The sequence below is a fragment of the Paraburkholderia domus genome, from assembly GCF_905220705.1.
Lineage (GTDB): Bacteria > Pseudomonadota > Gammaproteobacteria > Burkholderiales > Burkholderiaceae > Paraburkholderia > Paraburkholderia domus.
The window spans coordinates 141,547-156,177 of the sequence record NZ_CAJNAT010000015.1 but is presented as its reverse complement, the minus strand read 5'-3'; the positions used below and the strand labels follow the sequence as shown (position 1 = coordinate 156,177).

Below are 14,631 nucleotides of genomic sequence, written 5' to 3'. Positions count from 1 at the left end.
ACGAAATCATGTCGATTACGCCCCAGGAAGCGCTGCAACGGACCATCGAGCACCGCGAAATTTTCCACGACGAAATGCTGCACCTGATGCGGCTCATCATGCGCGGCGAACTGTCACCCGTGATGTCGGCGGCGATCATCACCGGCCTGCGCGTCAAAAAAGAGACCATCGGCGAAATCACCGCTGCTGCCACGGTGATGCGTGAATTTGCCCGGCACGTCGAGGTGCAGGACAACTCGAACTTCGTCGATATCGTCGGCACCGGCGGCGACGGCTCGCAAACCTTCAACATTTCCACTGCAACCATGTTCGTTACGGCTGCGGCGGGCGCCAAGGTCGCGAAGCATGGCGGCCGCGGCGTGTCGAGCAAGTCGGGCAGCGCGGACGTGCTCGAAGCGCTCGGCGTGAATATCGATCTGCAGCCGGAACAGGTAGCGGCCTCGATTGCGGAAACCGGCATGGGCTTCATGTTCGCGCCGAACCATCATCCGGCGATGAAAAACATCGCGCCGGTGCGCCGCGAACTCGGCGTACGGACCATCTTCAACATTCTCGGACCGCTGACCAATCCGGCCGGCGCGCCGAATCAGCTGATGGGCGTATTCCACGCCGACCTCGTCGGCATTCAGGTGCGCGTGATGCAGCGCCTTGGCGCCAAGCACGTGCTGGTGGTGTACGGCATGGATGGCATGGACGAAGTCTCGCTCGGCGCGGCCACGCAAGTCGGCGAGTTGCGCGACGGCGAGGTGCACGAGTACGAAATCCATCCGGAAGACTTCGGCATGCAGATGGTGTCGAACCGCACGCTGAAAGTGGCCGACGCCGCCGAATCCAAACTGATGCTGCTCGAAGCGCTCGACAACAAGCCGGGCGTCGCGCGTGAGATCGTCACGCTGAACGCGGGCACGGCCCTTTACTCAGCGAACGTGGCGGCGTCGATTGCGGACGGCATCCAGTTGGCGCGCGAAGCGATCGCAAGCGGCAAGGCACGGGCGAAGGTCGACGAGCTGATCCGGTTCACCCAGCAATTCAAGCAGTAACTACGTAGCGAGACACTCATGAGCGACATCCTCGACCGCATCATCGCGGTCAAACGTGAAGAAGTCCGCGCGGCTGAACAGAGCGCGCCGCTCGAAGAACTGCGCCTCGAAGCGTCGTCGCGCGACATCCGCGATTTCGTCGGCGCATTACGCGCGAAACACGCGGCCGGTCTGGCCGCCGTCATTTCCGAAGTGAAGAAGGCAAGCCCGTCGAAAGGTGTGCTGCGCGAAAACTTCGTGCCGGCCGAGATTGCCCGTTCGTATGAAAAACACGGTGCGGCCTGCTTGTCCGTGCTCACCGACGTACAGTTCTTCCAGGGCAGCGTTGCGTATCTCGAAGAGGCGCGCGCCGCCTGCAATCTGCCGGTGCTGCGCAAAGACTTCATCGTGGATCCGTACCAGATCGTCGAAGCCCGCGCGATGGGCGCCGACGCGATCCTGCTGATCGCTGCCGCTCTGGAAACCTCGCAGATGCAGGACCTCGAAGCGCTCGCGCATTCGCTGGGCCTCGCGGTGCTGGTTGAAGTACATGACCACAATGAACTGGTGGAATCGCTTAAGTTGAAGACACCCCTGATCGGCATCAACAACCGCAATCTGCGTACCTTCGAAACCTCGATTGAGACGACCATCGGCATGCTTGAATCGATTCCTGACGACCGCATCGTCGTCACGGAGTCGGGCATTCTGTCGCGTCAGGATGTCGAACGTCTGCGGGCGATGGACGTGCATACGTTCCTCGTCGGCGAGGCGTTCATGCGTGCAGAAGAGCCGGGTGTGGAACTTGCGCGGATGTTTTTCTAAGCGCGATTTCAACATTCAGCGGACGCTGCGGAGCACACGATGGCAATGGAACGTGAAATCAAGCTGGCACTGCCGGCAAGCCAGGTGAAAGCGGCGACGCAGTGGTTCGTCGCGCGCACCGGCGACGAGGGTCGGCCGATCGAGTTGGCAAATATCTACTTCGACACGCCGAGGCTTGCGCTGGCTACGTCGAAAAGTGCGCTGCGACTGCGGCACACGCCGGACGGCTGGCTGCAAACGTTCAAGACGGTGGGTAACGCCAAGGATGGCCTACACAGCCGGCACGAATGGGAAATGCCCGTGGCGGACGAAAAGCTGGAGATCGAAGCATTGCTGCATCAGTGTGACGAGCCCACCGCCGCGGAAGCTCTGCGTCAAGCCGCGCCCGAACTGATCGAACTGTTCCGCACGAATTTCACGCGCACGCTGTGGAATGTTGAACTCGATGGCTCGAAAGTCGAAGCTGCGATCGATCAGGGCGACGTTATCGCCGAGGTCAACGGCGAGACACGCAGCGCGCCGATCTCGGAAGTCGAACTTGAACTGAAGTCCGGGGACGAAGCGGCGCTCAATGCGCTGGCGAAAGAACTCGGCAAGCAGGTAAATGGGCTGGCGCCGGACAATATCAGCAAAGCTCAGCGCGGCTATCAATTGCGAGCCGGCTGAGCAGCAAGGTATGCCAAACCACGCGGCATCCACACCTTGAGCCAGCCCGCGTTTACTGCGACACTTCCCCGCCATGACCTCCGCCTCCCGCACCCGTTCCAAATCGTCGCAAGCCTCGTTATTCGACGACACCTCGGCCGCATCGGTCGACGCAACCGCACAGTTGCAGACACCCAAAGCCGCCGACTCGCCGCCCACGCTCGAAGCCCAATTCGCCGCTCTACCCCCCGCCTGGCGCGCGCACCTCAACCCGTTCATCGAAAGCGACGCCTACGCGCCGTTGTGCCGTTTCGTCGACGGTGAGCGCGCAGCCGGCAAAACCGTCTATCCCGCGGACGTCTTCCGGGCCCTGCGCCTCACCAGTCCCGACGAAGTCAAAGTCGTGATCCTCGGCCAGGACCCGTATCACGGCGAAGATCGCGATACGCCGCAAGCGCACGGACTGGCGTTTTCCGTAGCGCCGAGCGTCCGCACGCCGCCGTCGCTGCGCAACATCTTCAAGGAAATCGCCGCCAGCCTCGGCCACGAACCGCCTCGTCATGGCTGCCTCGACACATGGGCCAAACAGGGCGTGCTGCTGTTGAACACCGTGCTGACCGTGGAGCGCGATTCGGCTGCGAGCCACGCGAAACGCGGCTGGGAGAAATGCACCGATACGCTGATCCACGAACTGGCCATGCGCCATGACGGCCTCGTGTTCATGCTGTGGGGTGCGCATGCGCAAGCCAAACGCGCGCTGCTCGGCGGCAAATCGCATTACGTTCTGGAAGCGCCGCATCCGTCGCCGCTGTCAGCGCATCGCGGCTTTCTCGGCTGCGGGCACTTTGCATCGGCGAACGAATATCTCGCGAAGCACGGCCGCGAACCGATCGACTGGCGCTTGCCTGACGAAGCGCAGATGCTGGCATAACGCCTATCGCGCGAAACTCACCGGCACCCGCCAACGGCCAGAGACCGAAAACCGGAGGCCGAGTGCCGGTCCCAGAGATCGCAGCCGCAAAAGCAAAAACGCCACGGAATCACACCCCGTGGCGTTTTTTCATTCCACCGCGCCGCAGTCACGCGGCGCGAGACAAACCTCAAACCTTACGCAGCAGCGATCGCTTCACGCGCGCCAGCCAATGCGGCGGTCGCAGCGTCCGGGCCCATGTTCAGGCCTTCGGCGTAGATGAAGTTCACATCGGTCATGCCGAGGAAACCGAGGAAGCTCTTCAGATACGGCGTTTGGCTGTCGTTCGGGGTGCCGACATACTTGCCGCCGCGTGCCGAAACTACGTGGACCTTCTTACCCTTCACGAGACCTTCCGGACCGTTCGCCGTGTACTGGAACGTGATGCCGGCGCGTGCGATGAAGTCGAAGTAAGTCTTCAGTTGCGACGAGATGCCGAAGTTGTACATCGGAGCGCCGATCACGACGATGTCGGCGGCTTGCAGTTCGGTGATCAGCGCTTCGCTGCGAGCAGCGATTGCGGCTTGTTCCGGCGTGCGCTGGTCGGCAGGCGTGAAGAACGCGCCGAGGACGGCGTCGTCCAGATGCGGCAGCGGTTCAGCTTGCAGGTTACGGACGACGACTTGCGCGCCCGGATTCGATTGTTGCAGCTTTGCGGTCAGCTCGTTGACGAGCAGTGTCGAGTTCGCGCCTTGCGAGCGGGCTGCTGAGTTGATTTGCAGGATCGTGGTCATGGTTGACTCCAGTAGGGGCGCGCAGTTTTGCGCGAGTGGAGCCATTGTGATTTTTTACCGCCCCGGGAAAAAGCCATCCGGCAGCGAAGGATTGTTGCACCAATAGAACAATCCCCCGCTTTGAACCGTCGATTAACGCCGCCCGGGATTACGATCAGCTTGCTAGCCAGCGCTCCCGCGCCTTGCGCGCGGCGGGCCGTTTATCGCTCACGGTGAGCTTGTAGCGCGCCACCTCAGGCCCGTCCAGCTTGACTTGCGCCGTGCGCAGCTCGTCGCGGCGAAACGCGTGGACTTCGACCTTTGCGCCCGGCAGATAGCGCGAAAGCAGCGAATCAAGATTCGAGCCGGTGACACGCAGACCGTCGAGCGCGATCAGCACGTCGCCCGCCGAGAGACCGGCTTTTTGCGCCGCGCTGCCGTCGTGAACTGCAGCCAGTGTGCAATCCGCGCCGCCACGCACGCGCGCGCCGAGCGACGGCTTGCCGTTCTTGTCCAGTTCCGGCGCAAGCGTGATACCGAACGGCGCGAGCAGCGTGTCGAGGGGCAGATCGCGCGTGCCGCGCACGGCTTCGGCGAACAATTCACCCAGTTGCGCACCGGTCGCTTCAGCAAAAATCGCCTCGATCTCGCTTTCCTCGACGCCGACGGGCTTGCCGCGATAGAAATCGTGCCCAAACCGCTGCCACAGCAGACGCATCACATCGTCGAGCGATTTGCGGTTATCGGTCTGCGCGCGAATCGTCAGATCGAATGCGAGCGCGACGAGCGAGCCCTTGGTGTAATAGCTGACGATCGCGTTCGGTGCGTTTTCGTCCTGCCGATAGTATTTGACCCACGCGTCGAACGAGCTCTCGGCCACCGTCTGCTTCTGACGGCCGCTGCTGCGCAGCACGCCACCGACTACCTTGCCGAGCATGCCGAGATAGTCGTCCGGCGAGATCACGCCGCTGCGCACGAGGATCAGATCGTCGTAGTACGAGGTGAAGCCTTCGAACAGCCACAGCAGCGACGTGTAGTTTTCGACGCTCAGGTCATACGGTGCAAATGCGGCCGGCTTGATCCGCTTCACGTTCCAGGTGTGGAAATATTCATGGCTGCACAGACCGAGATAGGTTCGGTAACCCTCGGTTGGCGCATCCTGGCCTTCCACCGGCAGATCGCCGCGATTGCAGATTAGCGCCGTCGAAGCGCGATGTTCCAGTCCGCCATAACCATCGGTGACGGCCTGCGTCATGAACACGTAGCGATCCATGGGCGCCTTCTTCGACTTCGGCTCGAACAACGCAATCTGCTCTTCGCAGATGCGCTTCAGATCGGCGGACAGACGCGCCATATCGAGCCCGATCACGCGCCCCGCGACCACGATGTCGTGCGGGACGCCGTGCGCCTTGAACGTCGCCAGCGCGAACTCACCCAGTGTGACCGGGTGATCGATCAGCTCGTCGTAGTTCTGCGCACGATACTCGCCGAAGCCGTAGCGCTTCGTGCCGCGCGCTTCCGGAAGTGCGGTCGCGACGCGCCAGTTGCGATACGCCGCGCCTTCCGGCTTCTGGATATCGACGACACACTGCGCTTCCTCATGACCGAGCGGCGCCAGAAACACACTGGTGCCGTTGAAAAAACCGGTCGTATCGTCAAGATGCGCGGCGCGCACCGACAGATCCCACGCATACACCTCGTAGCGTAGCGTCAGCGCGCCTTTGACCGGCGCGGCCTGCCACGTGTGCTTGTCGGTCTTTTCGACGCGCACCTTGCGGCCCGCGTCGTTGACGGCGCGCAGCGTGACGATGTTGCGGGCGAATTCGCGCACCATGTAGCTGCCCGGAATCCACACCGGCAGCATGAAACGCTGGCCGGCCGGATCGGGATCGGCGACGGTCACGGTAACTTCGAACAGATGGGCGTCGGGTTGCTTCGGAACGATGGTGTAGCGGATCAGCTTCATCGGCGGCGATTAGGAGATTTTCTGGCGGGGATGTTCGGGCTTGATGTGAAAGGAGGCGCACTTCGCGCCTCCTCTTTTCGACTGTGCCATGCGCTCAGCGCACGGCGGACATTTCCTTGTCCAGCCGGTCTGCCGGCACGGCGCCGGGCAAGCGGCGGCCGTCGGCAAGGAATACCGTGGGCGTGCCCTCGACGTTCATCGCACGGCCGAGCGCCAGGTTCTTGTCGATCGCTGCGGTATCGCAGGTGCCGGCCGCGGTAGGTGCCTGATGGTCCTGCATCCACGATTCCCATGCCTTCGCGCGGTCGGTCGAGCACCAGATCGACTTCGACTTCGCGGTCGAATCAGGCGACAGCACCGGGTACAGGAAGGTGTAGACCGTGACGTTGTCGATCGACTTGAGCGTCGTTTCGAGCTGCTTGCAGTACGGGCAGTTCGGATCGGAGAACACGGCGATCTTGCGCGCGCCGTTGCCCTTCACGACCTTCACCGCGTTCGCGAACGGCAGGCTCGCGAAGTCGATGCGATTGGTTTCCGACAGACGCGCTTCGGTCAGATTCTTGCGGGTCTTCGCGTCGACCATGTCGCCGAGCATGAGGTAGTCGCCGTTCGCATCGCTATAGATGATCTGCGAGCCGAGGTTCACTTCGTAGAGGCCGGCAATCGGCGACTTCGTCACGCTCTTGATCGTCACGTCGGCTAGACGCGTTTGCAGCGTGGCCTTGAGCTTGTCGGTGGCTTGATCGGCCTGCGCCGAGCAGCCGATCGTCACGGCAGCGATCGCGAGCGCGACGGCCGCGATGCGGAAGGTTTTTTTCATGCTGAATTCCTGGAGTTCAATCGCGCGCGGTGCGCGTTTTGGGACGTTTCTGGTCTGACCGGAATGGTGTCCATCCGTTCATGATACCCGCCTCGCCGGCCGGGTATGTGGGCTCGGGCGCTTTACCCCAGCGCGGCCGACACCAGCCAGCGCTTGATGAACGGCTGCGCGCCGACAAACGCCATGCCGGTATTGCGCAACACCTTGGCGAACGGACCCGGTGCCGAAAAGAGCTTTTGCAGGCCGTCGGTGGCAATCATCAGTGCGCGGATGTCTTCGCGGCGGGCGCGTTCGTAGCGGCGCAGCAGCACCATGTCGCCGAGATCGCGGAACGCTTCCTTGCCGGCGACCGTCTCGGCAAGCGCCGCGACATCGCGCAAACCGAGGTTCATGCCCTGGCCCGCCAACGGATGAATCAGATGCGCGGCATCACCGACCAGCGCGACGCGCGGCGCCACGAGCTTGTCGACGGTTTGCAGCGCGAGCGGGAAGCCTTGCGCGGGTGTCACGCATTCCAAAGCGCCAAACTGCTCGCCCGTCACGCGTTCGACTTCGGCCGCGAGTTGCGCCGGATCGAGCGCGAGCAGTTGCTCGGCGTGCTCGGTGCGTGCCGACCAGACCAGCGACATGTGGCCGTCCGGCATCGGCAGCAGCGCGATGATTTCGCCGTCCTTGAACCATTGATAGGCGGTTTCGCTGTGCGGCTTTTCAGCCTTGAAATTCGCGACCACGCCGGTTTGCTTATAGTCGCGCCGGATCATTTTCGAACCGATCTGCGCGCGCACCCACGAATGCGCCCCGTCCGCGCCGACCACCAGATCGGCCTCGACCACATTACCGTTGGCAAGGCCGACGCTCGCGCCCTCGGCGGTAAAGTCGAGCGCCTGAGCACGCGTGTCGATCCAGGTGAGATTCGGCTGAAAACGCAGCGCGGCATCCAGTGCACGCTCGATCACCGACGACTCGACGATCCACGCCAGTTGCGGCACGGACGCCTGAAATGCCGAAAAATGGAGTTCGGCGTGCGCATCGCCGTAGACGCGCATGTCGTAGACGGGCCCAAGCTTCGACAGATCGAGCGCCTGCCACACCCGCAACCGCTCCAGCAGCACCTGCGAACTCGACGACAGCGCGTAGACCCGCGAGTCGAAGGTGGCGCCAGCGGGCAGCGCCGCGCAGGGTTGCGCGAGCAGCGCCACGCGCTGTCCGCCTTGCGTCAGCGCCAGCGCCGCGGTCTTGCCGACAAGCCCGCCGCCGATCACGGCGGCATCAAAAGTCTGGTGGTGTGCGTTCATCCGCGCATTATAGCCGCGGGGGTTGCTGGGGACGGCTCGAGCCGTGCGGCATTTCGGCCCGAAAACCTAGTGTCCAAGCGCGGCGTGCGCCGCATTGGCTTCGCGCAAACGCATGAATTCACGGTCTGTCGAAAGGACTCTCCACGCGCTCGTCACCAGTTCGCTCTTTCGGTCCCGCTGGTCCCCCCGTACGGTGCATTCTGGGAAAACCCGGTCGTACACACGCCACAGCGAGTCGAAATCATTGGTATCGGCGAACTGAGCAATGCTGCGTTTATCGTCCTGCGTGAGTTGCTTGGCCATGCAGTCCACCGTCTGGCGATCGGTTGCCGCCTGAGCGTCTTCGTAGTTCGGCGATAGCCCGGCAATCACACCAGCGCCTATCAGCGCGGCGCCCAATCCCCACCAGCCCCATCTTTTTATTGTCATCGTGCATCCTCGGAAAGGGCTCTAGCGGCCCCGGACCTGCATATTACAATGCTCTGACAAAATATTTCCCGGTAAGCACGGTTCTCGCGCCCTTCCCAGGACGCCCGTCCGAACGGGTTACAATTGCGCTTTCCGTGACAAAACTCGCCCAGAATCGTCGAGGCAACGCCCCGATCTGGTGTCTTGTCCCGCTCCGCTGCGCTTCCTCCGCCACGCCAGGCGCGAAGGCTTTTCGAATCCTGCACACAGCGTCGAGCGCATCACGCAACTTACTGATTCACTGAAGGATTTCCATGAGCCTCAAATGCGGCATCGTCGGCCTGCCTAACGTCGGCAAGTCCACCCTGTTCAATGCGCTGACCAAGGCGGGCATCGCCGCCGAAAACTATCCGTTCTGCACGATCGAGCCGAACGTCGGCATCGTCGAAGTGCCGGACGCGCGTCTGAAGGCGCTCGCTGAAATCGTCAAGCCGGAGCGCATCCTGCCGGCCGTGGTGGAATTCGTCGACATCGCCGGTCTCGTGGCCGGTGCGAGCAAGGGCGAAGGTCTGGGCAACCAGTTCCTCGCCAACATCCGCGAAACCGACGCGATTACGCACGTGGTGCGCTGCTTCGAAGACGAGAACGTGATTCACGTCGCGAACAAGGTCGATCCGCTGTCCGATATCGAAGTGATCAACACCGAACTGGCGCTCGCCGACCTCGCGACCGTCGAAAAGGCGCTGTCGCGCTATTCGAAGGCCGCCAAGTCGGGGAATGACAAAGAAGCCATCAAGAACGCCGCGGTGCTGGAAAAAGTGCGCGCTCAGCTCGACCAGGCCAAGCCGGTGCGCGCGCTCGATCTGTCGGATGAAGAAAAAACCACGCTCAAGCCGTTCTGCCTGATCACCGCGAAGCCGACCATGTACGTCGCCAACGTGAAAGACGATGGCTTCCACAACAATCCGCACCTCGACGCGGTCACGAAGTTCGCAGCAGCCGAAGGCGCACCGGTCGTCGCTGTTTGCGCGGCGATCGAAGCGGAAATCGCCGACCTCGACGAAGCGGATATGGAAGTGTTCCTCGCCGACATGGGCATGGAAGAGCCGGGCCTGAACCGCGTGATTCGCGCGGCGTTCAAGTTGCTGGGTCTGCAAACCTACTTCACAGCAGGCGTGAAGGAAGTGCGCGCATGGACGATCCATATCGGCGACACCGCGCCGCAGGCAGCGGGCGCGATCCACACTGATTTCGAGCGCGGTTTCATTCGCGCACAGACGATCGCCTTCAACGACTTCATCACCTACAAGGGTGAACAAGGCGCGAAGGAAGCCGGCAAGATGCGCGCGGAAGGCAAGGAATACGTCGTGCACGATGGCGACGTGATGAACTTCCTGTTCAACGTTTAAGGCTTCGCTGCGGCGCGAGGCGTCGATTGGCAACACGCTAAAAGCCGCAGCGGTATCCCGATAGAACAAAAAGCCCGCTCGCTGCGGGCTTTTTGTTTTACTGCGAGACCCCGGTTGCGTTTTGCGCTGCACACTGCAACGGCATGACCGCACCCGACTTGATCGCAGCCATCTGCAACGGTGAATCCGCCAGCACCGAATCGATCCCCATACACGCCGCCGCCAGATAATCGGCGGCACTATTCACCCCGATCGCGAGAATCCGCACGTCCGGGTTCCGCCTGAAGCAGGCAACCGTAGCCGGCGTCCACAGGGTCGCCGTCACTTCCGAACGACCCTCACCCAACGTGAACTGCTCGACCACCGTCAGTGCCCGGTGCATCTCAAACGCTGTTGACGTATGTTGCGCGGGTGCATCCACACAGCCCTGGTTGAGCAGCACACCCAACAAGCGTTGACGGGTTGCATCGCGTGACTCGTAAAGCTGGGCCTGCGTATAAATGCCGAAGCTCTGCTGGTACTGCTGATCGGTCGAATAGATCGTGACGCGCGACCACGCATTCTCCTCGCTTAGCACCTGGGCCACTGCCTGAGTTTGCGGCTGCACAGGCATCGCCTTCATATCCAGCACGACCGGCATGCTCGGGGGGATCGCACGCAGCGCTTCACGCAGGGTGGGAATACCCACCGGCTGGGCACGATACGGGTATGTGTCACCTCGACGGAAAGTCCAGCCTGCATTCACACGCGCGAGTTCCGCCGCGGTGTGCGCTGAAACCGGGCCCTTCGCGTCAGTCAGCGCCGACAGGTCTGCGGGACGGTACAGAACAGGTACTCCGTCTTTACTCAACTGGACGGAGAGCCACATGGCGTCTGCACGATGCGCGATCGACTGGCGAATCGCTTCGAGCGTGTTTTCGGGCGCGTCGCCCGTGCCGCCGCGATGAGCGACGATCTTCGGCAAGATGGCAACCGGCAGCGCGCCACTGTCCGCCGCCACGCGCGTCAAGGGGCAACCGACCAACACAAGGCCCATCACCGTACTGCACAGCGCAAATCGCATTGGTCGAAGCATATGGAATCCTGATTGACGAACGTCATGATAGTGCGTGCCCAATGAAGGTATAGCCCCGGCACCCGTCTACTCGCCCCGCTACCCTTCATGACCCCGCGCTCGCGGCGATGTTCGCCAGTCGACGTTTGGCCTTGACCTAGCGCAAACCGGCGTCTTCAGAAGCCCATTGTTTCCGTTTTGTGGCAGCGATGTTAAATTGCGGCATTTGGCGCCTGTCAAAAAGCGGACTGCCGCTCGGCGGCCGACGCCAGACTGTCATCGAACACAAATAGAATCGCGCGATTCGCATTCGCGCCCGTTCCGGTTAGGAGACAAATCGATGAGTTGCAAGCCGCTGTTCCGTTCGCTTTCCGTTGCCGCCGTATTGAGCTTCGGCATCAGCCAGGCGGCTCATGCCGCCACTGAAATCCAGTTCTGGCACGGCATGGAAGCCGCCCTCGGCGAGCGTCTGAACGACATCGCCAACGCGTTCAATGCGTCGCAAAGCGACTACAAGATCGTGCCGGTGTTCAAAGGCACGTACGACCAGACCCTCGCCGCAGGCATCGCCGCTTATCGCAGCGGCAACGCACCAGCCATTCTGCAAGTCTACGAAGTCGGCACCGCCACGATGATGCAGGCGAAGAAGGCCGTGATCCCGGTCTCGGACGTGTTCAAGCAAGCCGGCGTGCCGCTCGACGAAAAGGCCTTCGTGCCGACCATTGCCAGCTACTACAGCGACGCCAAAACCGGCGAACTGATCTCGATGCCGTTCAACAGCTCCACACCGGTGCTGTACTACAACAAGGACGCTTTCAAGAAAGCCGGGCTCGATCCGAATCAGCCGCCGAAAACCTGGGCCGAGTTGCAGGTGGACGCGCAGAAGCTGAAGGCGTCGGGCATGGCGTGCGGCTATTCATCAGGCTGGCAGAGCTGGATTCAGCTCGAAAACTATAGCGCCTGGCATGGCGCGCCGTTTGCGTCGAAGAACAATGGTTTCGACGGTGCCGACGCCCAGTTGGAATTCAACAAGCCGCTGCAGGTCGCGCACATCCAGTTCCTGCAGAACATGCAGAAGGAAGGCACCTTCACGTACGTTGGCCGCAAGGACGAACCGGTGTCGAAGTTCTATAGCGGCGACTGCGGGATCATCACGAACTCGTCGGGTTCGCTCGCCACGATCAAGAAGTACGCGAAGTTCAACTTCGGTACCGGCATGATGCCGTACGACGCGAATGTGAAGGGCGCGCCGCAGAACGCGATCATCGGCGGAGCGAGCCTGTGGGTGCTCTCGGGTAAAGACCCGGCGGTGTACAAGGGCGTGGCGAAATTCCTCGCGTATCTGTCGTCGGCGCCGGTTGCCGCGAAGTGGCATCAGGACACCGGCTATCTGCCGGTCACGACCGCCGCCTATCAACTGACGCAGCAGCAAGGCTTCTACGAGAAGAATCCGGGTAGCGACACGGCGATCAAGCAGATGCTCAACAAGCCGCCCCTGCCATACACGAAGGGCTTGCGTCTGGGCAATATGCCGCAGATCCGCACCGTCATCGACGAAGAACTCGAACAGGTCTGGGCGGACAAGAAGACACCGCAACAGGCGCTCGATTCGTCCGTGGCGCGCGGCGACGAGTTGCTGCGCCGCTTCGAGAAAGCCGGCAACTAAGCATTAATTAGTCGGCAGGGTTTCGGTGCTCCCGCACCGAAACCCTTTGTTGCAGCAGAACCTGGGAATCTTCGATGGAAAAGCGCTCCAGCTTCGGCACCAGCGTGCTGCCCTACCTGCTCGTCGCGCCGCAACTCCTGATCACGCTGCTGTTCTTTCTGTGGCCGGCAGGCGAAGCGCTGTGGCAATCCACGCAGAGCCAGGACGCGTTCGGCACGTCGAGTGAATTTGTCGGTCTGGCGAATTTCAAGCAGTTATTCGCCGATCCGCTTTATCTGTCGTCGTTCTATACAACGCTGATTTTCTGCGCGCTCGTCACGGTGTCGGGGCTGGTGATATCGCTACTTCTGGCAGTCTGCGCGGATCGCGTAACGCGCGGCGCGAAGGCCTACCAAACGCTGCTGATCTGGCCATATGCGGTCGCGCCCGCGATCGCCGCGGTGTTGTGGTCGTTCCTGTTCAATCCGAGCATCGGCTTGGTCACCTATGCGCTCGCCAAGTACGGCATCGTATGGAATCACGCGTTGAACGCGGGCCAGGCGATGTTTCTGGTCGTGCTGGCATCCGTATGGAAACAGGTCAGCTATAACTTTCTGTTCTTCTATGCCGGCTTGCAGGCGATTCCGCGTTCGCTGATCGAAGCGGCGGCGATCGACGGCGCCGGTCCGGTGCGGCGCTTCTTCGGCATCGCCCTGCCGCTGCTCTCGCCGACCAGCTTCTTCCTGTTGGTGATCAACATCACCTATGCATTCTTCGACACCTTTCCGGTGATTGACGCCGCCACCGGCGGCGGCCCGGCACAATCCACCCGCACGCTGATCTACAAGATCTTCGCCGAAGGCTTCCAGGGACTGGACATCGGCAGCTCGGGCGCACAGTCCGTCATCCTGATGGTGATCGTCGTCGCCTTGACGGTCGTGCAATTCCGCTTCATCGAACGCAGAGTTCAATACTCATGATCGAGAATCGCCGCGGTTTCGACCTCTTCTGCCATGCGGTGCTGATTCTCGGCGTCGTACTGGTGGTGTTTCCGGTGTACGTCGCGTTTTGCGCGGCAACGATGAGTGAGCAGGAAGTGTTCAGCGTGCCGCTCTCGCTGGTGCCAAGCACGCATTTATTCGAGAACATCGCGACGGTATGGTCGCAAGGCAGCGGCAATGCGGCGGCGCCGTTCGGCCGCATGCTGTTCAACAGCCTCGTGATGGCGCTGGTGATTTCGATCGGCAAGATCGCCATCTCGATGATCTCCGCGTATGCGATCGTGTTTTTCCGCTTCCCGTTTCGCAATCTGTCGTTCTGGCTGATTTTCATCACGCTGATGCTGCCGGTCGAAGTGCGTATCTTCCCGACCGTGCAGGTCGTGTCGTCGATGCATCTGAGCAATACGTACAGCGGCCTGACCTTGCCGCTGATCGCATCGGCCACCGCCACGTTCCTGTTCCGCCAGTTCTTCATGACGCTGCCCGACGAGCTGATGGAAGCGGCGCGCATCGACGGCGCCGGGGCGATGCGTTTCTTCTGGGACGTGGTGCTGCCGTTGTCGAAGACGAATATGGCGGCGCTCTTCGTCATCACGTTCATTTACGGCTGGAATCAATATCTGTGGCCGATCCTGATCACGAGCCAGCAATCGCTGACCACGGCGGTGGTCGGCATCAAAAGCATGATCGCGTCTGGCGACACCGCAACAGAATGGCATCTCGTGATGACCGCGACGCTGCTCGCGATGCTGCCGCCGCTCGCCGTCGTGCTGACGATGCAGCGCTGGTTCGTGCGCGGACTGGTGGACTCAGAGAAGTAACTCGCGCAGCTTGGGCGAGCTTCGGGTTGGACATGGAATC

At 61.7% G+C, this 14,631-nt stretch carries 14 protein-coding genes; 8 read left to right on the top strand and 6 right to left on the bottom strand.

From position 1 onward, the window contains the following. The first annotated feature begins 8 nt into the window (after nucleotides 1-8). From trpD to KHO31_RS23915, 4 genes are all read left to right on the top strand, one after another. On the top strand, nucleotides 9-1,040 hold the full coding sequence (gene trpD / locus KHO31_RS23930; RefSeq protein ID WP_201079459.1) for an anthranilate phosphoribosyltransferase: 1,032 nt from the start codon (nucleotides 9-11) through the stop codon (nucleotides 1,038-1,040). A gap of 18 nt (nucleotides 1,041-1,058) precedes the next feature. After that, complete coding sequence (gene trpC / locus KHO31_RS23925; RefSeq protein WP_201079461.1) at nucleotides 1,059-1,844, top strand: indole-3-glycerol phosphate synthase TrpC; 786 nt, start codon at nucleotides 1,059-1,061, stop codon at nucleotides 1,842-1,844. A 39-nt stretch (nucleotides 1,845-1,883) separates the two neighbouring features. After that, nucleotides 1,884-2,510 carry a CYTH domain-containing protein gene (locus tag KHO31_RS23920; protein ID WP_201108350.1) on the top strand — a complete coding sequence of 209 codons (627 nt, stop codon included), beginning with the start codon at nucleotides 1,884-1,886 and terminating at the stop codon, nucleotides 2,508-2,510. A 73-nt stretch (nucleotides 2,511-2,583) separates the two neighbouring features. Then, nucleotides 2,584-3,420 (top strand): uracil-DNA glycosylase, encoded by an 837-nt coding sequence (locus tag KHO31_RS23915; protein WP_201123505.1) that lies wholly within the window; start codon nucleotides 2,584-2,586, stop codon nucleotides 3,418-3,420. Between the two features lie 176 nt (nucleotides 3,421-3,596). Here the strand turns inward: KHO31_RS23915 and KHO31_RS23910 are convergent, their stop codons facing one another. The 5 genes from KHO31_RS23910 to KHO31_RS23890 all read right to left on the bottom strand — a co-directional run bounded on the left by KHO31_RS23910 (nucleotide 3,597) and on the right by KHO31_RS23890 (nucleotide 8,682). Beyond that, entirely contained in the window at nucleotides 3,597-4,193 is a 597-nt protein-coding gene (locus KHO31_RS23910) for an FMN-dependent NADH-azoreductase (RefSeq protein WP_201123503.1), read from the bottom strand. A 154-nt stretch (nucleotides 4,194-4,347) separates the two neighbouring features. Beyond that, nucleotides 4,348-6,138: a M61 family metallopeptidase gene (locus KHO31_RS23905; RefSeq protein WP_211624247.1), complete on the bottom strand. Its 1,791-nt coding sequence runs from the start codon at nucleotides 6,136-6,138 to the stop codon at nucleotides 4,348-4,350. 94 nt (nucleotides 6,139-6,232) lie between these two features. Beyond that, on the bottom strand, nucleotides 6,233-6,958 hold the full coding sequence (locus tag KHO31_RS23900) for a DsbC family protein (protein WP_201079471.1): 726 nt from the start codon (nucleotides 6,956-6,958) through the stop codon (nucleotides 6,233-6,235). A gap of 122 nt (nucleotides 6,959-7,080) precedes the next feature. Beyond that, complete coding sequence (locus KHO31_RS23895) at nucleotides 7,081-8,253, bottom strand: UbiH/UbiF family hydroxylase (protein ID WP_201086118.1); 1,173 nt, start codon at nucleotides 8,251-8,253, stop codon at nucleotides 7,081-7,083. A 66-nt stretch (nucleotides 8,254-8,319) separates the two neighbouring features. Further along, the gene (locus tag KHO31_RS23890; RefSeq protein WP_201079474.1) at nucleotides 8,320-8,682 is read right to left on the bottom strand and encodes a hypothetical protein; all 363 of its coding nucleotides are present in this window, start codon (nucleotides 8,680-8,682) and stop codon (nucleotides 8,320-8,322) included. A gap of 293 nt (nucleotides 8,683-8,975) precedes the next feature. Here KHO31_RS23890 and ychF point away from each other — a divergent pair, with 293 nt between their 5' ends. Beyond that, nucleotides 8,976-10,070: a redox-regulated ATPase YchF gene (ychF, locus tag KHO31_RS23885; protein ID WP_211624245.1), complete on the top strand. Its 1,095-nt coding sequence runs from the start codon at nucleotides 8,976-8,978 to the stop codon at nucleotides 10,068-10,070. Between the two features lie 97 nt (nucleotides 10,071-10,167). Here the strand turns inward: ychF and KHO31_RS23880 are convergent, their stop codons facing one another. Further along, nucleotides 10,168-11,145, bottom strand: a complete 978-nt coding sequence (locus tag KHO31_RS23880; RefSeq protein ID WP_201079478.1) for a glycerophosphodiester phosphodiesterase family protein — start codon at nucleotides 11,143-11,145, stop codon at nucleotides 10,168-10,170. 319 nt (nucleotides 11,146-11,464) lie between these two features. On the opposite strand from KHO31_RS23880, the gene ugpB reads away from it, so the two are divergent. The 3 genes from ugpB (at nucleotide 11,465) to ugpE (ending at nucleotide 14,591) form a co-directional block, all read left to right on the top strand. Continuing rightward, on the top strand, nucleotides 11,465-12,790 hold the full coding sequence (gene ugpB, locus KHO31_RS23875) for a sn-glycerol-3-phosphate ABC transporter substrate-binding protein UgpB (RefSeq protein WP_201079480.1): 1,326 nt from the start codon (nucleotides 11,465-11,467) through the stop codon (nucleotides 12,788-12,790). A 74-nt stretch (nucleotides 12,791-12,864) separates the two neighbouring features. Continuing rightward, entirely contained in the window at nucleotides 12,865-13,749 is an 885-nt protein-coding gene (gene ugpA, locus KHO31_RS23870) for a sn-glycerol-3-phosphate ABC transporter permease UgpA (protein WP_201079482.1), read from the top strand. Further along, on the top strand, nucleotides 13,746-14,591 hold the full coding sequence (gene ugpE / locus KHO31_RS23865) for a sn-glycerol-3-phosphate ABC transporter permease UgpE (protein WP_201079484.1): 846 nt from the start codon (nucleotides 13,746-13,748) through the stop codon (nucleotides 14,589-14,591). The genes ugpA and ugpE overlap by 4 nt, the downstream gene beginning before the upstream one ends. Nucleotides 14,592-14,631: the final 40 nt, after the last annotated feature.